The sequence below is a fragment of the Flavobacterium riviphilum genome, from assembly GCF_055231795.1.
The window spans coordinates 26,183-45,434 of record NZ_JBUYSY010000009.1 but is presented as its reverse complement, the minus strand read 5'-3'; the positions used below and the strand labels follow the sequence as shown (position 1 = coordinate 45,434).

The 19,252-nt window shown below is 37.8% G+C and carries 22 protein-coding genes; 8 read left to right on the top strand and 14 right to left on the bottom strand.

Going from position 1 to position 19,252, the window contains the following annotated elements:
• The first annotated feature begins 44 nt into the window (after positions 1-44).
• Positions 45-704: a ribonuclease HII gene (locus tag ACZIX2_RS09625; RefSeq protein WP_463339889.1), complete on the top strand. Its 660-nt coding sequence runs from the start codon at positions 45-47 to the stop codon at positions 702-704.
• A 10-nt stretch (positions 705-714) separates the two neighbouring features.
• Here the strand turns inward: ACZIX2_RS09625 and lipB are convergent, their stop codons facing one another.
• Positions 715-1,419: a lipoyl(octanoyl) transferase LipB gene (gene lipB / locus ACZIX2_RS09620; RefSeq protein WP_463339888.1), complete on the bottom strand. Its 705-nt coding sequence runs from the start codon at positions 1,417-1,419 to the stop codon at positions 715-717.
• A 281-nt stretch (positions 1,420-1,700) separates the two neighbouring features.
• On the opposite strand from lipB, the gene ACZIX2_RS09615 reads away from it, so the two are divergent.
• From ACZIX2_RS09615 to lysS, 3 genes are all read left to right on the top strand, one after another.
• Positions 1,701-2,930 (top strand): hypothetical protein, encoded by a 1,230-nt coding sequence (locus tag ACZIX2_RS09615; protein ID WP_463339887.1) that lies wholly within the window; start codon positions 1,701-1,703, stop codon positions 2,928-2,930.
• The gene (locus tag ACZIX2_RS09610) at positions 2,921-3,952 is read left to right on the top strand and encodes an NHL repeat-containing protein (RefSeq protein WP_463339886.1); all 1,032 of its coding nucleotides are present in this window, start codon (positions 2,921-2,923) and stop codon (positions 3,950-3,952) included. Before ACZIX2_RS09615 ends, ACZIX2_RS09610 begins: the two co-directional genes overlap by 10 nt.
• 146 nt (positions 3,953-4,098) lie before the next feature.
• Entirely contained in the window at positions 4,099-5,802 is a 1,704-nt protein-coding gene (lysS, locus tag ACZIX2_RS09605; protein ID WP_463339885.1) for a lysine--tRNA ligase, read from the top strand.
• Between the two features lie 74 nt (positions 5,803-5,876).
• On the opposite strand, the gene ACZIX2_RS09600 is transcribed toward lysS, so the two are convergent.
• Complete coding sequence (locus ACZIX2_RS09600; protein WP_463339884.1) at positions 5,877-6,800, bottom strand: glycerophosphodiester phosphodiesterase family protein; 924 nt, start codon at positions 6,798-6,800, stop codon at positions 5,877-5,879.
• 182 nt (positions 6,801-6,982) lie between these two features.
• On the opposite strand from ACZIX2_RS09600, the gene ACZIX2_RS09595 reads away from it, so the two are divergent.
• The 4 genes from ACZIX2_RS09595 to ACZIX2_RS09580 all read left to right on the top strand — a co-directional run bounded on the left by ACZIX2_RS09595 (position 6,983) and on the right by ACZIX2_RS09580 (position 10,300).
• The gene (locus ACZIX2_RS09595; RefSeq protein ID WP_463339927.1) at positions 6,983-7,138 is read left to right on the top strand and encodes a DUF3627 domain-containing protein; all 156 of its coding nucleotides are present in this window, start codon (positions 6,983-6,985) and stop codon (positions 7,136-7,138) included.
• A gap of 48 nt (positions 7,139-7,186) precedes the next feature.
• Positions 7,187-9,292: a ribonucleoside triphosphate reductase gene (locus tag ACZIX2_RS09590; protein WP_463339883.1), complete on the top strand. Its 2,106-nt coding sequence runs from the start codon at positions 7,187-7,189 to the stop codon at positions 9,290-9,292.
• 176 nt (positions 9,293-9,468) lie between these two features.
• Positions 9,469-9,627, top strand: a complete 159-nt coding sequence (nrdD, locus tag ACZIX2_RS09585; RefSeq protein WP_157490620.1) for an anaerobic ribonucleoside-triphosphate reductase — start codon at positions 9,469-9,471, stop codon at positions 9,625-9,627.
• The gene (locus ACZIX2_RS09580; protein WP_463339882.1) at positions 9,611-10,300 is read left to right on the top strand and encodes an anaerobic ribonucleoside-triphosphate reductase activating protein; all 690 of its coding nucleotides are present in this window, start codon (positions 9,611-9,613) and stop codon (positions 10,298-10,300) included. Before nrdD ends, ACZIX2_RS09580 begins: the two co-directional genes overlap by 17 nt.
• Positions 10,301-10,302: 2 nt before the next feature.
• Here ACZIX2_RS09580 and moaA read toward each other — a convergent pair whose 3' ends face one another.
• The 12 genes from moaA to ACZIX2_RS09520 form a co-directional block, all read right to left on the bottom strand.
• Positions 10,303-11,310, bottom strand: a complete 1,008-nt coding sequence (gene moaA / locus ACZIX2_RS09575) for a GTP 3',8-cyclase MoaA (RefSeq protein ID WP_463339881.1) — start codon at positions 11,308-11,310, stop codon at positions 10,303-10,305.
• The gene (moaCB, locus tag ACZIX2_RS09570; RefSeq protein WP_463339880.1) at positions 11,300-12,214 is read right to left on the bottom strand and encodes a bifunctional molybdenum cofactor biosynthesis protein MoaC/MoaB; all 915 of its coding nucleotides are present in this window, start codon (positions 12,212-12,214) and stop codon (positions 11,300-11,302) included. Before moaCB ends, moaA begins: the two co-directional genes overlap by 11 nt.
• Before the next feature lie 81 nt (positions 12,215-12,295).
• Positions 12,296-12,745 (bottom strand): molybdenum cofactor biosynthesis protein MoaE, encoded by a 450-nt coding sequence (locus ACZIX2_RS09565; RefSeq protein WP_463339879.1) that lies wholly within the window; start codon positions 12,743-12,745, stop codon positions 12,296-12,298.
• Positions 12,746-12,762: 17 nt separating this feature from the next.
• A complete protein-coding gene (locus tag ACZIX2_RS09560; RefSeq protein ID WP_463339878.1) occupies positions 12,763-13,827 on the bottom strand; it encodes a ThiF family adenylyltransferase in 1,065 nt (354 codons plus the stop codon).
• A gap of 419 nt (positions 13,828-14,246) precedes the next feature.
• Positions 14,247-14,489, bottom strand: a complete 243-nt coding sequence (locus ACZIX2_RS09555) for a MoaD/ThiS family protein (RefSeq protein WP_463339877.1) — start codon at positions 14,487-14,489, stop codon at positions 14,247-14,249.
• Entirely contained in the window at positions 14,486-15,055 is a 570-nt protein-coding gene (gene mobA / locus ACZIX2_RS09550) for a molybdenum cofactor guanylyltransferase (RefSeq protein ID WP_463339876.1), read from the bottom strand. Before mobA ends, ACZIX2_RS09555 begins: the two co-directional genes overlap by 4 nt.
• Before the next feature lie 13 nt (positions 15,056-15,068).
• Entirely contained in the window at positions 15,069-15,818 is a 750-nt protein-coding gene (locus ACZIX2_RS09545; protein ID WP_463339875.1) for a sulfite exporter TauE/SafE family protein, read from the bottom strand.
• The gene (locus tag ACZIX2_RS09540; protein WP_463339874.1) at positions 15,815-16,144 is read right to left on the bottom strand and encodes a winged helix-turn-helix domain-containing protein; all 330 of its coding nucleotides are present in this window, start codon (positions 16,142-16,144) and stop codon (positions 15,815-15,817) included. Before ACZIX2_RS09540 ends, ACZIX2_RS09545 begins: the two co-directional genes overlap by 4 nt.
• A gap of 116 nt (positions 16,145-16,260) precedes the next feature.
• Complete coding sequence (locus tag ACZIX2_RS09535; protein ID WP_463339873.1) at positions 16,261-17,430, bottom strand: molybdopterin molybdotransferase MoeA; 1,170 nt, start codon at positions 17,428-17,430, stop codon at positions 16,261-16,263.
• Between the two features lie 76 nt (positions 17,431-17,506).
• Entirely contained in the window at positions 17,507-17,755 is a 249-nt protein-coding gene (locus ACZIX2_RS09530) for a DUF6755 family protein (protein WP_159686467.1), read from the bottom strand.
• Positions 17,756-17,819: 64 nt separating this feature from the next.
• Positions 17,820-18,335: a Rieske (2Fe-2S) protein gene (locus tag ACZIX2_RS09525; protein ID WP_463339872.1), complete on the bottom strand. Its 516-nt coding sequence runs from the start codon at positions 18,333-18,335 to the stop codon at positions 17,820-17,822.
• A gap of 342 nt (positions 18,336-18,677) precedes the next feature.
• Entirely contained in the window at positions 18,678-19,247 is a 570-nt protein-coding gene (locus ACZIX2_RS09520) for a 4Fe-4S dicluster domain-containing protein (RefSeq protein ID WP_463339871.1), read from the bottom strand.
• Between the last annotated feature and the right edge of the window lie 5 nt (positions 19,248-19,252).

The following is a 19,252-nucleotide window of genomic DNA, read 5'->3' as shown; positions in this document are numbered from 1 at the left end:
ACAATTCTTTAATGAAAAAATGTATTTTTGTTAAAAAATACCAAATGCTTCATACTTTCCATTTAACAAAAAATTTCGAATCCGGTTGTGATGAGGCAGGAAGAGGCTGTCTAGCGGGGCCTGTAACGGCATGTTCTGTAATCCTTCCTTTACATTTTAATCATGAATTACTCAATGACAGTAAGAAAATAAGCGAGAAAAGTCGAGAAAAGCTTAAAGAAATCATAGAAAAAGATGCAATTTCATTTGCGATTAGCCATATTCTACCTAACGAAATTGATGAAATTAACATTTTGAACGCTTCTATTAAAGCCATGCAACAATGCGTCGTGCAACTTGACCCTAAACCCGAAGCTGTAATAATTGACGGAAACGCTCCTTTTATACCCAAAAAAGGAATCATTACTAAAGGTGTGAAAATATTTTCTGTGGAGGAAATTGAATTTTTACAATCGCTACCTAATGCCAGTATCATTAAAGGTGACGGAAAATACAAGAGCATTGCTGCTGCTTCAATATTAGCCAAAACCTATCGTGATGCCTACATGGATCGTATTCATGAAGAATTTCCTATGTACAATTGGAAAAAAAACAAAGGTTACCCAACAAAGGAGCACAGAGAAGCCATAAAAAAATATGGAGTCACCAAATACCATCGTTTGAGTTTTCAGTTATTACCCGAACAACTCAAATTAGATTTATAAACGCAACTTATTACACGCTTATCAAGGTCGCTTCGAACAGAGAGGAAAAATGTTTTTTAATTTTAAGCTTCACCTCTTCTTCATCTACTTTTTCAACCCCCAACTCAACATTTAATGACGTTACTGCTTTTCCTCGGATACCACACGGGATAATATTATCAAAATACCCCAAATCAACATTTACATTCAAAGCAAAACCATGCATGGTTACCCAGCGCGAAGCCCTTACACCCATAGCACATATTTTTCGTGCAAAAGGAGTACCAACGCCCAACCACACTCCTGTTTCGCCTTCACTTCGACCACACACTAGACCATATTCATTTAGCGTTAAAATAATAGCTTCTTCCAACAATCGAAGGTATTTATGTATGTCTGAAAAAAAATTTTCTAAATCCAATATAGGATAACCTACAATTTGTCCCGGCCCATGATAGGTAATATCGCCGCCACGATTGATTTTGTAAAAAGTAGCGCCTTTTGCTTCGAGTTGTTTTTCAGATAAAAGCAAATTACTGTAATCACCACTTTTCCCTAGTGTGTAAACGTGTGGATGTTCAACAAATAAAAAATAATTAGGTGTAGGCAAATGGGTGTTTTCACGTCGATTCTGAATTTTCAAATCTACGATACCCTTAAATAATTCCTCTTGATATCCCCAAGTTTCCTTGTAATCTTTGACACCTAAATCCTGAAGTTGGATATTTTTATTCATTTTCGACTTTGTTATAGAAAAACAATTCTTTTTTCTGTAAAAATTAATGCTCAAAGGTAAAGCTTACATTCTTTCTTCACAATACTCTCTACAATATTATCAGATGCATCAATAGCCAAATTAGGACTCTTTGATCTGAAACTTTTGCTGTAGCTCATGATTACTTTACATTTAAAAAAGAATATTACTTACAAAAATCTTTATTTCTGTTTGAAATAATAAACAACTTACCTCAAAATAAAATATTTTTGTACTCCCTAACCTACACAAATACTAGTATTATGAACTTAAAATCAAAAGCATCTAGTTTCATTGCTATAATTATGGCTTTTTTAGTCCTGAGTTGCGAAACTGATGTAATCTACAAAAACTACCAACCCAATTATTTGTCAAGCCTTGATGCTACACAGTTACCTTCTGGCAACCACCCCATGACACTCTTTGAAGACAATGAAGATCCCTCAAAAATGTACAACAAGAGTGACCGTTGGTTCCGTGTAAACGAACCATTACAAATCATACAAAAGGGAAAAGATTCCATTCAAATTTCACTATACTCTCCTATTGGACTTACAGATGTGAAAGTATATGCGAAGCTAACGAATTACGACAAAAAATTTGTCCTCTTTCATTTTTCTAAAATACCTGCATTTCATAGGTCTGTTCATCAAATACCCCTAGTAGCAGGCAAAAACGACTATCTGTTAGAAAACGGGAATACCGTAACCATCGACAAAATTGAAGGTTTTTCATCAGGGGCAATTACCTTCTCATTAGCTTCAACTGATCCTTTGTTTGCAAAATTCAACAAAATAAAATCCAAACATTTAGTACAATTTCATGATGGATACCACATCAATGAATTAGGGAAATTCCTCCCTATGAATCCCGTTTTGGCCAAAGAAGCCATAACAATGATTATCAATTATGCCTACGCTTTAAGTCATCCACTTTATTACAATACTTTTATCAACTTTGATCAATATAAAAAGGAACAAGCAACTTTGGCAGGAACAACAGTTAATGGAGCATTAGATTGGCATGGCAACGCAGATGATTCAAACGGGGTTTATGATTACTATACCAAAGAAGAAATCGAAAAAATATATTGGAACTACCTTGATAGTCGAACATTGTATATGGCTATGGTTGGTGGTGCTGCTGCTTTAGGCGGTGGTCCTCTAGCCTCTCAATGGGAATCAGGGTACATCACTGGTCATTGGGTAGGTGAAATGTCGGTTTGGTCTCACGAATTCTCACACCACATTGGATTCAGCCACAGTAGTAATTTAGCCAATAGCGGTGAAGGTGGCGGACAACAGGAAATGCTAGCCAACTTATATAAATATTTAATTTACATCAATGACCTTCCCTTTACCGACCCTGAAATTTTAAAAAGTTGGACCAAAATTGATTATTTAAACAAAAAAGATTACAAAAAACCCATTTTCACTATTAAACCCAACAACCCCTTCTTGTTGAAATACAAAGGAGAAGGAAAATGGAACTAATATTCGCTAAAGCAATGAAAAACGTATACATCCTCTCCTTGTTACTCCTTTTGACAAGCTGTTCTAAAGATACTTTCGAAAACTTTGAACCTACTTATTACACACATTATTATTTAAGCAATGAAACTGCTATAGCTCCCCAATCAATTCCAGGTGGCAACGGCACTCTAGATGCTAACGCTATAGCTATTGCCAGCAACAAACTTTACGTTTGCAATGGTGATGTGCTGGAAATTTTTGACGCCACAACTTTAGCCCATAGTAGTACGCTTAAAAATTACACAAAAGGCAGCGTTTCTATACCATTGACTAGATTATCTTCTATCTCCATAGATGAAGGCCGTATATACTTGGGTAGTATCGATTCAAGAGTTTTTGTATTGGACGAAAAAACATTAACTGGTATCAACACTATTGGAAACGGACAATGGTGGCAAACCTTTGTTCATGTTTTCGGACTAAAAGCAAAAGATGGTTTCCTTTTTGTTAAAGAAAAAAACACTACTATTAAAGTATTTCAAACAACTCAAATCACCGAAACCAGTTCTTGGAATTTGGCACCAATTGCCAAATTGAACACCCTAAAAGGCACAACCGAAATCTACTCCATGGATATTGCCAATGGTAATTTGATTGTGGCAGGAAGAAATGCTAATGGTTTTTTGCATTACAATCTTGCTGACATTACTAAAAACGCCACCAATTCATTAACCATACCCATTTCGCCCACAACAACACCCTTAACAGGCAACAACCCCATTTCTGTTACCTTTACTAATGATTGGGCCATAACCACCGAAAACATTAACAACATCAACCATATTCGATTGTACTCTAAAAATGCATTTCTAGATCAAACCTATAGCCCATTTATAAACAGCACCGACATCATGGGACAAGAGCCTTTTACAAGCATTTCCAATTGCGCCCTTTTAGACAATCGTCTATTTGTAGCCGATAACGCCAATCAAAAAATTAGAGTTTTAAAGATTAATAAAGTGACAATTGCTGAACAAAAATAACCCTACGCCCATTCAATTTTGAAAAATTCGAGTCAATTTAGATCAAAAAACAAGGTTTGTTTGTACATTAATACAAAACAGCAATTTCAATAATTTAAAAATCTGCTTTCTTTTCATATCTTTGCGCACTTAAAATTCAGAACAAAATGGCCTTATCAGAACAAGAAATTATCCGAAGAGAAAAACTACAAAGTTTACGTAATCTGGGCATTAACCCTTATCCTGCACAACTTTTTCCTGTAAATCATACTTCAAAGCAAGTAAAAGAAAGCTTTGAAGAAGGCAAGAAAGTAATCGTAGCAGGACGTTTAATGAGTGTTCGTGATCAAGGAAAGGCTTGTTTTGCAGAATTACAAGATAGCGAAGGACGTATTCAATTGTACGTAAATCGTGATGTTTTATGTCCAGAAGAAGACAAAACGCTATACAATCAAGTATTTAAAAAATTAACCGACTTAGGAGATTTTATAGGAATTGAAGGAGAATTGTTTACTACCAAAGTAGGCGCTCAATGTATTCGTGTGGATCATTTTACTTTTCTAAGTAAAACCTTGCGTCCATTACCTTTGCCAAAAATAGACGAAGAGGGGAAAATTCACGATGCTTTCAACGATGCCGAGCTGCGTTACCGTATGCGTTATGTGGATTTGACCGTAAACCAACACGTAAAAGAAACCTTTATTAAAAGAACCAAGTTGTTCAATGCCATGCGTACGTTTTTTAACGACAAAGGCTATTTAGAAGTAGAAACTCCTGTTTTACAATCCATCCCTGGTGGTGCAGCAGCGAGACCTTTTATTACGCATCACAACTCTCTAGACATTCCATTGTATATGCGAATTGCCAACGAATTGTATTTGAAAAGATTAATTGTTGGAGGATTTGATGGGGTGTACGAATTTTCTAAAAATTTCCGAAACGAAGGAATGGACAGAACCCATAATCCTGAATTTACCGCTATGGAAATTTATGTAGCCTACAAAGACTACAACTGGATGATGGAATTTACTGAGCAATTATTAGAATATTGTGCAACAGCAGTAAACGGAACAAGCGAAGTAACTTTTGGCGAGCACACCATAAATTTCAAAGCGCCTTATGCTCGTGTAACCATGACCGATGCTATCAAGCATTTTACAGGTTTTGATATTTCTGGTAAAAGCGAAGTTGAATTGTATGAAGCGGCTAAAGGAATGGGCATAGAAGTGGACGAAACAATGGGTAAAGGAAAATTGATTGACGAAATTTTTGGAGCAAAATGCGAAGGAAATTATATCCAGCCAACGTTCATTACTGATTATCCAAAAGAGATGTCGCCATTGTGTAAAGAACACCGCGATAATCCTGAATTAACAGAGCGTTTCGAGTTGATGGTTTGCGGAAAAGAAATCGCGAATGCCTATTCAGAATTGAACGACCCAATTGACCAAAGAGAACGTTTTGAAGACCAAATGCGTTTGGCCGAAAAAGGAGATGACGAAGCCAACGGAACTATAGACGAAGATTTCTTGAGAGCTTTGGAATACGGTATGCCGCCAACTTCAGGTTTAGGAATTGGAATGGACCGTTTGATGATGTTCTTGACCAATAATGCTTCCATTCAAGAAGTATTATTATTCCCTCAAATGCGTCCTGAAAAAAAACAAGTACATGTAGAATTATCAAATGACGAAAAAATCATCCTTAACTTGCTTCAAGCAAACGACCAACAAATGGAGTTAGGATTATTAAAAATAAAATCAGAATTGAGTGGCAAAAAATGGGACAAAGCCATGAAAAACCTCTCCGCACTTGGCATGACCGAAGTTGTGGTTGATGGCGATGTAAAAGCTTGCCGATTGAAGGAGTAATCTTTTCTTAATCATAAAAAACAAACCCGATAATATTTCATTATCGGGTTTTGTTTTTTCAAGAGATTAAGAATTTACTTTTTAACTACTTTAATGTGTTTGGATTTCAACCCATTGTCCTTAGCATATTTTTGCAATTGATTTCCACATTCAATCACTCGATCCGAAGATAATATGGTTGCACCATTAGCCACTAATTTATAATATAAGGCTTCTCCATTAGCAGCAGCACTGCGGTCAAGGTTACCCATAGTTCCAACAATAGAACTAATTTTTCGGCTATTTAGGTAATTATAGATCTCAGGTTTTGGCTCAGACACACCTACAAAAGCCACCATTTTTTCGACTTTTACGCCCATAGCTTCCATACGCTCAACATCTTCTTTTCCTCTTGCAGAAACAGAAAGCATCAAATCTGGAGCTAAACGAGCCACCTCAGCCGCTTGATTGGCATTATACGTAATAATAACCGAATAGGCCTCAGCTTTATTGCGACGCACAGCGTCGATTACTTTTTGCATTGGAACCCCTTTCTTAATGTCCAAATTATAAATCACCTTGCCCTTTCCCCATTGTAAAACTTGATCAAGTGTTTCGATTTTATAGGGTGTAACTTTACCTTCGGTATCCTTTAAATTAAAAGCTTGGAGTTCGGCATAGGTGTAATTACCAATCAAACCCGTTCCTGTGCTGGTTCTATCCAATTTATCATCATGCATCATTACCAAAACCGAGTCTTTGCTTAAGGCGATATCCGTTTCAATTATTGAAGGATTGTGCTGTATCGCATTTTGAAAAGTAGCGGTACAATTTTCAGGAAAACAAGACATTGGCCCTCCACGATGCGCACTTACTAATGGATACGACTTCTTGGAATAAGTCATGAATTTTTGTAATTCTTTAATGGAATTAAACTTTAATCTGAATTCTTTTTCCTGAGCTTGCAATTGAAAAACCAGAAAAAGAAGACACAATAAATGCAATCTATTTTTCATCATTTCTATTTTAGTTTCAAAAGTAATTATTAGAATCCCCTAAGCTTGCCATATTAAAAAAACTTTAAGATATAATTCACAGATTAAGTTATCAACAATTGCCGGAGGATAATTCAGCAAACCCAACAAATTCAACCCTTAAGAATCTTTTTTAATGGAGAATAAAAAAAGTCAAAAACTGACAAATATCAGTTCCTCTGATAGGCTTTAGCGGTAACATTGCATCATACGAAAACAAATTCCAACACAAAAATACTTTACTGATTTCAAGTTGTTTACCCAAAACGATTTGGATTTTTTTGCGTTGTAAAAAAAATTATGGGCACAAAAGCCCACCCTAGGAACTAACATATTTTTAACAACCTTTTACAATTAAAATTTTCAAAATCATGGAAAAATACGTTATCAAACGAAATGGAGAATACAAACCATTTGAAGCATTCAAAATCAAAGATGCTATTGAAAAAAGTTTTAATAGCGTACATCAACCCATTGACGAACTTGCCATAGTCAAAACTATGGAAGCCTTGGAAACTAAAACCACTTGGGCTGTTGAAGAAATACAAGACTGCATCGAAAAAGTGCTTTTTGAAAGCAAACATTTCGATGTAATGCGTTCTTTTATGTTGTTCAGACACACTCGAAAGTTACAAAGAGAACATATTGAAGGACTCAACGAAGACACTACCTATGTAGACAGTACCCAAACGATAGAAGAATACATTCACCAAACCGACTGGCGAATCAATGCCAATGCCAACACCTCGTACTCCAATGCAGGCTTAGTAAACAATGTAGCTGGAAAAATCATTGCCAACTATTGGCTAGATAAAGTGTACACCAAAGAAGAAGGCTACGCTCACAGAAACGGAGACGTTCACATTCACGATCTAGATTGCTTGACAGGATATTGTGCAGGTTGGAGTTTGAGAGTGCTTTTAAACGAGGGATTCAATGGCGTTCGCGGACGTGTCGAAAGTAGACCTCCCTCTCATTTTAGAGAAGCGCTTGGCCAAATGGCCAATTTTCTTGGCATTCTTCAAAGCGAATGGGCCGGCGCACAAGCCTTCAGCTCCTTTGACACCTATTTGGCTCCTTATGTATTCAAAGACAATTTATCGTTTGATGACGTTTTAAAAGCCGTACGTAGTTTTGTCTATAACTTAAACGTGCCAGCACGTTGGGGACAATCGCCTTTTACCAATATCACCTTAGACTGGGTGGTACCCGAAGATTTGAAAACACAAATCCCAACCAAAAAAGACGTACACTTTTTCGAAAACGAAACGGGAACCGACCTTTTAGAACGGGCCAAAGCGAGAGGTGTGAATGCATTAAACGAATTACGTTACGAACATTTCCAACCCGAAATGAACCTCATCAACAAAGCGTATTATACCGTAATGACCGAAGGTGATGCTAATGGACAACCCTTCACTTTCCCTATCCCAACGGTAAACATTACCGAAGAATTTGATTGGGACGGAGAAAATACCGAATTGTTATTTGAAAATACCGCCAAAATCGGTTCTTCCTACTTCCAAAACTTCATAGGTAGCCAGTATGTGCTTGACGAAAACGGAAACAAAGAAGAAAACCCAAATGCCTATAAACCCAACGCCGTTCGAAGCATGTGTTGCCGTTTACAATTGGATTTACGCGAATTATTAAAACGTGGAAACGGACTTTTCGGTAGTGCCGAAATGACCGGAAGCATTGGTGTGGTAACCATCAATATGGCCCGCCTAGGCTATTTATACAAAGGCAACAAAGCCGGATTAATCGAACAATTGGACCGTTTATTATATCTTTCGAAATCAACTTTAGAAAAGAAAAGAGTCTTCATTCAAGAAATGTACGACCGTGGCTTGTTCCCATACACCAAACGCTATTTGTCCCATTTCCGCAACCATTTCTCCACCATTGGCGTAAATGGTATGAACGAAATGATTCTCAATTTTACCAACAACACCGATACGATTACAAGTCCAACGGGGATCGAATTTGCTGGCGAAATTTTGGAACACATCCGTAATCGCATGAAAGAATTCCAAGAAAGTACTGGTAACTTGTACAATCTCGAAGCTACACCTGCCGAAGGAACCACTTATCGATTTGCCAAAGAGGACAAAAAACGCTTTGCCGATATCATTCAAGCTGGACAGGGCGACAATATTTATTACACCAATAGTTCTCAAATCCCAGCCGATTATACCGAGGATCCGTTCGAAGCCCTTTATTTACAAGATGGCTTACAATGCAAATACACCGGTGGAACCGTGTTACACTTGTACATGAGCGAAAAAATCAGCTCTTCCGAAGCTTGTAAACAATTCGTCAAAAAAGTAATTTCCAATTTCAAATTGCCCTACATCACCGTAACCCCCGTATTTAGCGTTTGCCCCGTACACGGTTACTTGAATGGCGAACACGAATATTGCCCAAAATGTGACGAAGCTTTAATTCAAGAAAAAGAAGCACAATTAGCAAATTAAGGAGCGGCAATCAATAGGCATTTTCAGCCCACATCGTCCCGCTCTTCGCTACAATCCCCGCCGAAAAAAGCGGGGGATTTTCACTGCGATCGGGGCTAAAGAGCCACAAAGTGCACTTTTGGAAACATCCAAAAACTTTAAACCTTAAACTTTAAACAATCTAAAACCCTAATACAATGAAAACACATCCCATTCTAGAGCAACATCCAGAACGCAGAACCAAATGTTTAGTCTACACTCGTGTGATGGGCTATCACCGTCCTGTAGAAAGTTTTAACATTGGTAAAAAAGGAGAACACAAACAACGCACCCATTTCAATGAATGCAAGTGCTAGCACACCCATTTACAGTATAACACCTTTTACCTTACTAGATTATCCGCATCAGTCGGCCTGCATCCTTTGGTTTGCAGGCTGCAACATGCGATGCCTGTATTGTTACAACCCCGAAATCGTGTTGGGAAAAGGAAAACTCAGCTTTCAACACGCCCTAGATTTTCTACAAACTCGAAAAAACCTACTCGATGCTGTAGTCTTTAGCGGTGGCGAATGCTTATTGCATAAAAAGAGTATCGAGTTCATTGCAACCGTCAAAAAAATGGGATTTCTAGTCAAAATTGACACCAACGGCTCTCAACCCAAAGTACTCCAAACCCTTATCGACCAACAAACCATTGATTATGTCGCATTGGATTTCAAAGCCATGCCCAATACTTTCGAAAAGATAACCCAATCGGATTTGTTTGCTCCTTTCGAACAATCGCTCGATTTGTTGCTTCACCTTTCCGTACCCTTCGAAGTACGCACCACCATCCACTCTGAGTTAATCTCGAAAGAAAACCTTCGAGACATGGTTAATTTTTTGGAACAAAAAGGCTATCAAGGCAAGTATTACCTACAGTATTTTGTCAATGACGCGCCCACCATTGAAAAAATGGGCTATTCACAACGAGAAATCAACGTAGAAGAATTATCGACCGCAACGATCCAATTAGTAATTCGGAATTAAAATCACCCCCCAATCTTAATCATGCTTCTATTCTGAGAGAATAAATCGGGATTTTGAAATTTGGCATCATTGTCCATACCGCCGCGCATCGCGTGTTTGGACTTGATGTTTTCATAAATAAGCGGTTCGATGGGGTTTCCCGCTCTCAGGGTCGGCAACAAGGCAGTTTCTGAATTGGAAAACAAGCAATTTTTTAGTTTTCCGTCGGCAGTGAGGCGAATGCGGTTGCAGGTGCTACAAAACGGGTTCGTAACCGAACTAATAATCGAAAAACTTCCTTTAAACCCATCTATTTTATAATTCTTAGCGGTATCGTTGGGCTGGTCTTCTATTCGGAGCAATTGGGTTTCCGAATAAACCGAATGCACTTTTTGTAAGATTTCGGCATAAGAAACGAGTTTTTCTTTATTCCATTGATTGCCATCGAAAGGCATGAACTCAATAAAACGAATTTGAAGCTTTTGTGCTTTGGTCAATGCAATAAAATCCAAAATTTCATTGTCATTAAAACCCTTAATAAGCACCACATTCAATTTGACTTGAAACTCATTTTGCTGCAACAATTCAATGTTATTCCATAACTGATGAAAAGAATCCCTGCGAGTAATAGTTTTGTATTTATCTTTTTGCAAAGTATCAATACTTACATTCAACGCTTTTATTCCAGCTTTTTTAAACGTTGGCTTAAAATCGTGTACCAAAAGTCCGTTAGTCGTCAAAGTAAGTTGCACACCCAATTGTCCCAATCGTTCGATAATAGAATGCGCTTCTTTACGCACTAAAGGCTCGCCCCCAGTGAGTCGGATTTTGTTCACGCCCAAATCTACAAAGGTTTGCGCAATGGAAACAATTTCGTCTTCGGTCATTAAGTGCGGTCTGGGCGTCAATGCAATTCCTTCGGCAGGCATGCAATACGTGCATCTCAAATTGCATTTTTCGGTAATCGAAATGCGTAAATAAGAATGCGTACGAAAATGCGTGTCCTGCAACAAAGGGGAGTTATTGCCCATGATTAAAGCCATTTAGAAGTTGGAACAAATGCAAGACCGAAGGAAAAACAGCATCGATAGATTCGCTGGCTCCTGCCGTAGAACCGGGTAAAGCCATAATTAACGTATTGCCTTTAAAACCCACCACACTTCTAGATAACATAGCATAAGGCGTTCGCTGTTGTCCGTAGGAACGAATCGCTTCTTCGATGCCAGGAATACGACGATCTAGCAACGGAATCACTGCTTCTGGTGTCACATCTCGATTGGACAAACCTGTGCCTCCCGTTAAAATAATCAACTCTTTTTGATCTTCACAAAGTTGGTGGATTGTAGTTTGAATGTCTATGATTTCATCTGGAATGATGGCGTAATGAGACACTTTTAAACCTAAATTCGTTACTTTTTCGGTAATTACTTTGCCTGCACGATCTTCTTTTTTACCAGCCGAAACACTATCCGAACACACAATCACGGCTACGGACAAATCCAATCTTTTTTTGCTTCCAAAATCGGATTTACCGCCTTTTTTGTGCAAGAGTTTGATGGTCGAAATTTCTACTTGTTTGTCGATAGGTTTGAGCATATCATACATCGTCAACGCTACAATTGACGCACCGTGCATGGCTTCGACCTCAACACCGGTTCGGTAAATGGCTTTTACGGTTACGTTAATTAATACGGAGTCTTCGAGTAATTCGTATTCAATTCCAGTGTACTCAATCGGAATAGGATGGCAATCCGGAATAGCACTCGATGTATTTTTTACCGCGAACAAACCAGCAGTTCGAGCCACTTCCAAAACATCGCCTTTGGGCACCGTTTTGTTTACAATCGCTTGCATTGTAGCGGGTGTCCCAACTTTTACTATCGCTTGAGCGGTTGCGGTACGTTGGGTGATTATTTTATGGGTGATATCTACCATTTTTTAGGGTTTGGGGTTTAGGGTTTAGGGTTAAATTTTCATTAAAAAAAGCTAAGGAACTGACGGCTAATCACTAAAAACCTATTTCTTATTCTCTTTCCACACATAGGTTTCATCTTCCAAAATTTCTTTCCCGAAAACGGGTGCTTTTTCTTTGATTTCCTCTACCAAATATTCCAAAGCTTCGTAAACCACTTTGCGTCTTGGAGCAGAAACAAAAACAAAAAGGCAAATTTCGCCCACATTCACTCGGCCCAAACTATGGTAGATATGCATACAAGTCAGTTCATACTTTTCAAAAGCCGATTCGCGTATGGTATGAAAGGAAGCTTCTGCCATTTCTTCATAAGCCGAATAGTCAATGGCGGTTACTTTTTTTCCGTTAATTTCGTCGGCACGTACTTGACCTAGAAAAATATTATGGGCTCCAATACTGGTTTTGCTTTGGTGCTTGGCGATTGAATTTCCTATGAACTCGGCGGTGATTTGTCCTTGGATAAAGGAACTTTTCTTTGGCTTTTCAGTTGACATTTTTCTGGTGTATTTTTTTATTGTAATTGGTTTTGTAATGAAATTATACCATTTTCCAAATGGAAAACGCTAGTAAATCCTGATTTTTCTAGATACTGCAATGCTGCAAGACTGCGCTGTCCACTTTGGCAAAACAGTAGTATTTCCTGATTTTTATTCAGATGCTTACTGTACGCTGCTAGTTGTCCCAAAGGAACCTGAATGATATTTGTTCCTTTATATTCTGGAAGTTCCTCCACTTCCCGAACATCAATTACTACTATTTCAGGTGAATTGCATTTCTCTAAAAAAGCTTTTGCATTTAGACCATTGTGGTTTTTCTTACTATTCAATATCGCGTTTCCGTTAATGATACCTTTTTCAATCGCTTTTTGATTTTTGGAAAAAGTCATCATTTGGGTTTGAGCACGAAGGGCATCAAATAGTAACAATTTACCCGATAAGACCTCCCCAACGCCTAAAATAATTTTCAGTACTTCGGTGGCTTGAAAACTCCCCAACGTCTGAGGAACTACTCCCAGCACTCCCGACATTTCGCAACTCGGAATGGTGATTCCTTCTTCTTTTTCTGGAAACAAACAACGATAGGAAGGTCCGTTTTGATAATTAAACACCGAAACCTGCCCTTGAAATTTATGAATGGAAGCGTAGACCACTGGAATTCTTTTGGCCACCGCCACATCGTTTATCAAATACCGAACACCAATGGCATCGGTACAATCTACAATGATTTGATACTTCTCGACGATAGTCGCAGTATTCGAATCGAAATATTCAGTAAAAACGACTAGGTCAACTTCAGGATTGAGTGCCTGTAGCGCTTGTTTGGCCACTACAACTTTTTGTTTTCCCACATCCGAATGGGTATACAAGGACTGACGATGCAAGTTGGATTCGTCCACCACATCACCATCTACAATTCCGATATGCCCAACACCAGCCATTACTAAGTTCTGCAAAACCGGACAACCCAAACCACCAGCACCAATCACCAAAACACGAACGTCAAGTAATTTTTGCTGACCGAGCGCTCCCACTTCTGGGAGAATGGTTTGTCGGGAATAGCGGGTGTTGTTGTGCATTTTAAAATATTGTTTTTAATTCTGTTAAACATATAAGACATTGAAGTTTTTTCTTCATAAACTTTGTAGTTAACTTTTTTAAACCATATAAGGCATTGAAGGTCATTTAAGTTTTTCTTTGTGAACTTTGCGTAAATCTTTGTGATCCTTGCGGTTAAATATTTTAAATATAGAAGTCATCTCAGTATCCTTTTTACTGACTAGGTTTTAAAGAAAAAAGAAGCCCATAAAAGTAAATTCTAGAATTCAAGTCAATCATAAAAACATTCAGGTACAATTTTATTTGCTATTTTCAACGCTCTCCTATGGACTTTTACTACTCATCTATAAATAACTTTACTATTATAATTAAAAACTTATTTGACTTAAATGTTTCATTTTTTTTTTAAGTGATTATTAATCAAGAAAAAAGTGCTGTATTATCCACCAGCAAAAGGAGGCAAAAAAGCAATTTCATCATCATCGTGTAAAGCAAGGTCATCATTACAAAGCGCTTGATTCAAAGCGATGCTATAGGCGGTTTTTTGAAAAGCAGGGAAACGATGTTCTACCGCACTTTTCAATCCCAAAAGCGTATTGACATCCGCAGTCAACTCCATTTGTTCTTCGTTGCAATGGGTAATTTCTGCCAGTAAGCCAAAATATTTTAGGGTAACGTTCATCCTTTTAAATTTTTATATTCTTCTGGTGTGTTGATGTTTTGCAATTGCGCACTCCATTGTTCAGGGACATTGATTGTTTGGTGTGTGAGTTCGTCCACAAATTTTCTTACTTTGAGTTGGTTTCCCGCTAAAAATTCAGGCAACAAAATGCGAACGGAACGATCATACACCGCGACCAACGGACTTGGTTTATCATTAACTTGTACTTGCGTCATTTGATAGGCATCCGAATGTGCATTGACCAACCACTGTAACAATTCGGAAGAAATCATGGGAACATCCACACTCAAAATCAAATTGCGTTTGGTTGTCGTGTGTTTCAAAGCCGTATAGATTCCGCCAAGAGGCCCTTTGTTCGTCACGATATCCGAAATTCGGGTTACGCCCAAAGCATCGTATCGTTCATCGGAAGAAATTAGTACGATATTATTCCCCACTACAGGAGTTAAAGCAGCTATAATACTCGCCACAAAAGACTGCCCTTTCCACTCCAAAAACCCTTTGTCAGTGCCCATTCGTTGGCTTTTTCCTCCTGCTAAAATATAGGCCGTGATAGCATTTTCCATATTTATTTTCTAATTAAGCTGTAGTGTATAATTTAAAAATAGCAATTCCCAAAACTAAAGCTAAAACATATCGCAATTGACTCGTATTCATTTTTTTACTTCCAAAAAAAGCACCCAATACTCCTCCAACAAAGACAATCGCAATTAATAGTAAGGAAGCTTCAGGTAATGTACCGCCTTTGGTCGCAAATCCAATTAAACCTGAAATAGAGTTTACCAAAATAAACAAGGCTGAAACCGCTGCGGTTTGTTTAATTGTAGCCCATCGTAGCAATAACAAAACTGGGCTTAAGATTATTCCTCCTCCTATTCCCAACAAGCCCGACAAAAAACCAATGACGGCTCCAATGGTCAATGCCAACGGAATGGACATGGGTCTTATTTCTGAATTTTCTTTGCCAAAGACACCCAGCAATCGAAGCACGGCAAAAACCAAAACAGAAGCCAAAATTATCTTGTAATAAAAAGCGTCGATGGTCAAGAAACCACCTAAAAATGAAAACGGAATCGAAGTAAGGGCAAAGGGATAAAACAACGACCAATTCATTTTTCGTTCTCTATAATAGAAATAAAACGATACTGCCGAAACCAAGATATTCAATACCAAAGCCGTAGGTTTCATAAAAGTCATTGGAAATGAAAAAAGACTCATCAAAGCCAAATAACCACTAGCGCCTCCGTGTCCCACACTTGCATACAAAAAGGCAACTATAGGCAATAAAAGTAGCAGAAGAGGTGAATCAAAAAGTGTGACAACTGTCATAGATTGTGTTTTTTAATTTGTTCGTCTAAAAAATCCCAACAAGCTCGATTGATGCTTTCAAAAGAAGCGATTAACGATTTACCATAAGGCGTCAAGACAGTTCCTCCGCCTTTGCTTCCGCCAATTTGAGTAGTAATCAAAGGGCTTGATGCTGCCTTGTTGGATTCATCGACTAACTTCCACGCTTTTTGATAAGACAAATTCATCGCTTTTGCCGCTTTGTTTAGCGAACCCGTCTCATCAATTAGCTTTAGCAAATGTACTCGGCCTTCACTAATCAAAACTCCCTCTTCGGATTCAATCCAAATTTTACTTTTAATTTTCAAAGCTCTTTACGTTATCTATTATCAAATATAACGAAAAGCAAAATAAAGAGAAGATAAAAATTTGCTTTTACTACAATTTTTACTAAATAAATAAAAAAAAAGGTTGTTAATTGAGATTAAAACAAATACACTGGTACAGTTTTTCCTTTTTTTAGCTCATAATTACCTTCAGATATGTATATCAAGGCATTGGCAACAGCAAACGAATTCAACATAGAAGAAGCTTGATGCGACAAGACCCTGACTCCCTCTTCAGAAACAAAAGCTTTTAAAAATTGAGCTCGGGAATTATTGACGATATAATCGTGAAGTAAGCCTCTTCGCTTTGTGGTATCAAATTGAAAATCTATACCAGAAAGTTTTTTTAATGTTGGCAACACATACACATAAAAACAGGTTAAACAAGCCGCTGGATTTCCGGGCAATGCAAAAATCATCTTTTCATTTACTTTTCCAGCAAAAAGGGGCTTCCCTGGCTTTTGATTGACTTTATGAAACAACGTATTTACTTGTAATTCTTGAAGAGCTTGAGCAACAAAATCATAATCGCCTACCGAAATTCCGCCAGAAACCAAAATCACATCGTGCTTTTCAATGGCGGTTTGAAGGGCGTTTTTGGTACTTTCAAAATCATCTTTTACAGTGTAACGCGCAACCTCTTGAAAAAAAGCATCCAATAAAGCCGCTTCAAGCATTACACCATTGCTTTCATACACTTTACCATACGTTAAAGGCCTACCTAGGGAGAGCAATTCGTTGCCCGTTACCACTATTCCAACACTTGGTTTTTTAAATACCGGAACAGTCGTTATTCCTAAAGCCGCCAAAAAACCTATGGCAGCAGCATCCAACTCAGTGCCTTTTTCTAGGGCTAGCTCCCCTTTTTTGATTTGCTCCCCAATGGGGCGAATGTTATCTTCGAGTTGTGGCGTACTTTGTAGTGTCAAAACCGATTGTGTCACAGTAACTTTTTCAATCGGAATCATAGCTTGGGCTGTATCTGGGACAGGAGCCCCTGTAAAAATCTTCACTGCTTGACCGGGTTTCAAAACAAAAGATTCGGCATCGCCCGCTTTGATTTCACCAATAATTTCATAGGTTAGATTCTCGTGTATACCAACCGCATAACCATCCATAGCCGATTGTCGAAAAGGCGGCATGTGGATTGGAGAAAGGATGGACTGTGAAAGTGTCTTTTTTCTAGCTTCAAGCAAAGAGCAATATTCTTCTTTAGGAGTAGGTAGATTATTTTGTAAAATTGAAAACGCTTCTGAAACGGTAATCATAAAGTTAGTTTTTGATGCATTCAAAAGTACAATTCCGAATTGATTTTACGGTGTCAGAATGTAACATAAATTGCATTTATTGTTGTTGTTTATTTCCTGAAGGCAAATAATACAACCATCCAAAACCAATTAAAAAGAGAATCAGTGAGGCAATAAATGCCGGAATCAAAATCTCTCGATTATTTTCTAAAGCATTGTTCAAAGAAGCATACAACAACCAAATTTGTATCGTAACATTCAATATCAATATAAATATCAAGGTAGAGAGAATATTATTCAGTTTGTTGGGATTCGCTTGATTCTGACGGGTTCTAAAAGTGCTCATTTATCCGTTTGTTTTAAATTTATCGTTTGTGGTATATTGGTATTACTGATACTTTTTGCTCAGTTTAAACCGACTGTGCTTCACTAGTGGAAGCTTTTACAAAAATGTCATTCCCATTTAAAAATACTTCTAGATTTGGCAGTGCTCTTGGCGGAGGGCCGGCTAATACTTCTCCTGTTTTGGCATCAAAAGAACCATTATGGCAAGGACAATAAATAATATCCGTACCGGGTTTGTAAAAAACAGAGCAAGACAAATGGGTACACTTTTGTTCATAGGCTTTGAATTCTCCCGATTCTAAATGAATTAAAATATAAGGAATGGTGCTGCCTTCAATCACAAAAGCACGAGTACCTCCTACAGGAATTTCGTCTTTTTTACACACGAAATGTTCGCCTGCTACTTCTTCTTTTGGGAGTATATAGGCTTTGGCAGCAACTAGTCCACTTCCCACCATCAATCCACCAGAAACCAAGGTGAGGAATTTGGCAAAATCACGGCGACTCACATTACTCGCTTGTTGCTTGAGAATTGGAAAATCCTTTTTCCAATTTTTATTTAAGTTATCTTCTTTTGACATAGGACAGTTATCTGTTTTCGGTTATCAGTTATCGGTTATCAGTTATCAGTTATCGGTTATGGGTTATGGGTTTTCGGTTATCTGTTATCTATTATCTATTATCTGTTATCTATTATCTGTTATCTATTATCTGATATCTGTTATCTGTTATCTGATATCTGTTATCTGTTATCTGTTATCTATTATCTGTTATCTATTATCTATTATCTATTTTCTATTATCTATTATCTATTATCTATTTTCTATTTTCTATTATCTATTTTCTATTTTCTATTATCTATTTTCTATTATCTATTATGGGTGTTCATTTTGCTTTGAAATTACCTTTGGAGTTGGGAATTTCTAATAAATGATTAATTCCGTACTTCCTTTGGGCATCATAATATTGACTTTGGTATTGACTACTTCTTTTCCAAAAACAAACGTATTGACAGGGGTGCTATTAGGTCGCATTTCTTCAATTTCAGCTCTGGTACCATAAAACAAAGCCCCACTAGGACAAACGGTAGCGCACATCGGTTTTTTGCCAATGCTGGTTCGGTCATAACACATGGTACACTTCATCATCAAATCGTAAGATTCTTCCTTTTTAGGCACGCCAAACGGACAAGCCATCACACAATTGGAACAACCGATACAACGCTCAGTATTGGCTGTATGCACTATCCCAAATTCATCTTTTGAAATGGCATCGGCTGGACACACATTGGCACACACTGGGTCCTCGCAATGCATACAAACCTGCACCGTAGTTTGAATCGTCGACGCTCTATCTACATAATTGACATGAATCATGGAATCTTGCCCATTGGTTTCGCATTCGGCACAAGCCATCTCACAAGCTTTGCAGCCAATGCATCGTTGCATATCTACAAAAAACTCCTCGTTGGTATTGAAACTAGTATAGTTCATATTTC

What these genes read in the sequence shown, in the direction of transcription:
- ACZIX2_RS09625 (WP_463339889.1), top strand. Translation starts at nt 45, where the DNA reads ATGCTTCATACTTTCCATTTAACAAAAAATTTCGAATCCGGTTGTGAT.
- lipB (WP_463339888.1), bottom strand. Translation starts at nt 1,419, where the DNA reads ATGAATAAAAATATCCAACTTCAGGATTTAGGTGTCAAAGATTACAAG.
- ACZIX2_RS09615 (WP_463339887.1), top strand. Translation starts at nt 1,701, where the DNA reads ATGAACTTAAAATCAAAAGCATCTAGTTTCATTGCTATAATTATGGCT.
- ACZIX2_RS09610 (WP_463339886.1), top strand. Translation starts at nt 2,921, where the DNA reads ATGGAACTAATATTCGCTAAAGCAATGAAAAACGTATACATCCTCTCC.
- lysS (WP_463339885.1), top strand. Translation starts at nt 4,099, where the DNA reads ATGGCCTTATCAGAACAAGAAATTATCCGAAGAGAAAAACTACAAAGT.
- ACZIX2_RS09600 (WP_463339884.1), bottom strand. Translation starts at nt 6,800, where the DNA reads ATGATGAAAAATAGATTGCATTTATTGTGTCTTCTTTTTCTGGTTTTT.
- ACZIX2_RS09590 (WP_463339883.1), top strand. Translation starts at nt 7,187, where the DNA reads ATGGAAAAATACGTTATCAAACGAAATGGAGAATACAAACCATTTGAA.
- nrdD (WP_157490620.1), top strand. Translation starts at nt 9,469, where the DNA reads ATGAAAACACATCCCATTCTAGAGCAACATCCAGAACGCAGAACCAAA.
- ACZIX2_RS09580 (WP_463339882.1), top strand. Translation starts at nt 9,611, where the DNA reads ATGAATGCAAGTGCTAGCACACCCATTTACAGTATAACACCTTTTACC.
- moaA (WP_463339881.1), bottom strand. Translation starts at nt 11,310, where the DNA reads ATGGGCAATAACTCCCCTTTGTTGCAGGACACGCATTTTCGTACGCAT.
- moaCB (WP_463339880.1), bottom strand. Translation starts at nt 12,214, where the DNA reads ATGGTAGATATCACCCATAAAATAATCACCCAACGTACCGCAACCGCT.
- ACZIX2_RS09565 (WP_463339879.1), bottom strand. Translation starts at nt 12,745, where the DNA reads ATGTCAACTGAAAAGCCAAAGAAAAGTTCCTTTATCCAAGGACAAATC.
- ACZIX2_RS09560 (WP_463339878.1), bottom strand. Translation starts at nt 13,827, where the DNA reads ATGCACAACAACACCCGCTATTCCCGACAAACCATTCTCCCAGAAGTG.
- ACZIX2_RS09555 (WP_463339877.1), bottom strand. Translation starts at nt 14,489, where the DNA reads ATGAACGTTACCCTAAAATATTTTGGCTTACTGGCAGAAATTACCCAT.
- mobA (WP_463339876.1), bottom strand. Translation starts at nt 15,055, where the DNA reads ATGGAAAATGCTATCACGGCCTATATTTTAGCAGGAGGAAAAAGCCAA.
- ACZIX2_RS09545 (WP_463339875.1), bottom strand. Translation starts at nt 15,818, where the DNA reads ATGACAGTTGTCACACTTTTTGATTCACCTCTTCTGCTACTTTTATTG.
- ACZIX2_RS09535 (WP_463339873.1), bottom strand. Translation starts at nt 17,430, where the DNA reads ATGATTACCGTTTCAGAAGCGTTTTCAATTTTACAAAATAATCTACCT.
- ACZIX2_RS09530 (WP_159686467.1), bottom strand. Translation starts at nt 17,755, where the DNA reads ATGAGCACTTTTAGAACCCGTCAGAATCAAGCGAATCCCAACAAACTG.
- ACZIX2_RS09525 (WP_463339872.1), bottom strand. Translation starts at nt 18,335, where the DNA reads ATGTCAAAAGAAGATAACTTAAATAAAAATTGGAAAAAGGATTTTCCA.
- ACZIX2_RS09520 (WP_463339871.1), bottom strand. Translation starts at nt 19,247, where the DNA reads ATGAACTATACTAGTTTCAATACCAACGAGGAGTTTTTTGTAGATATG.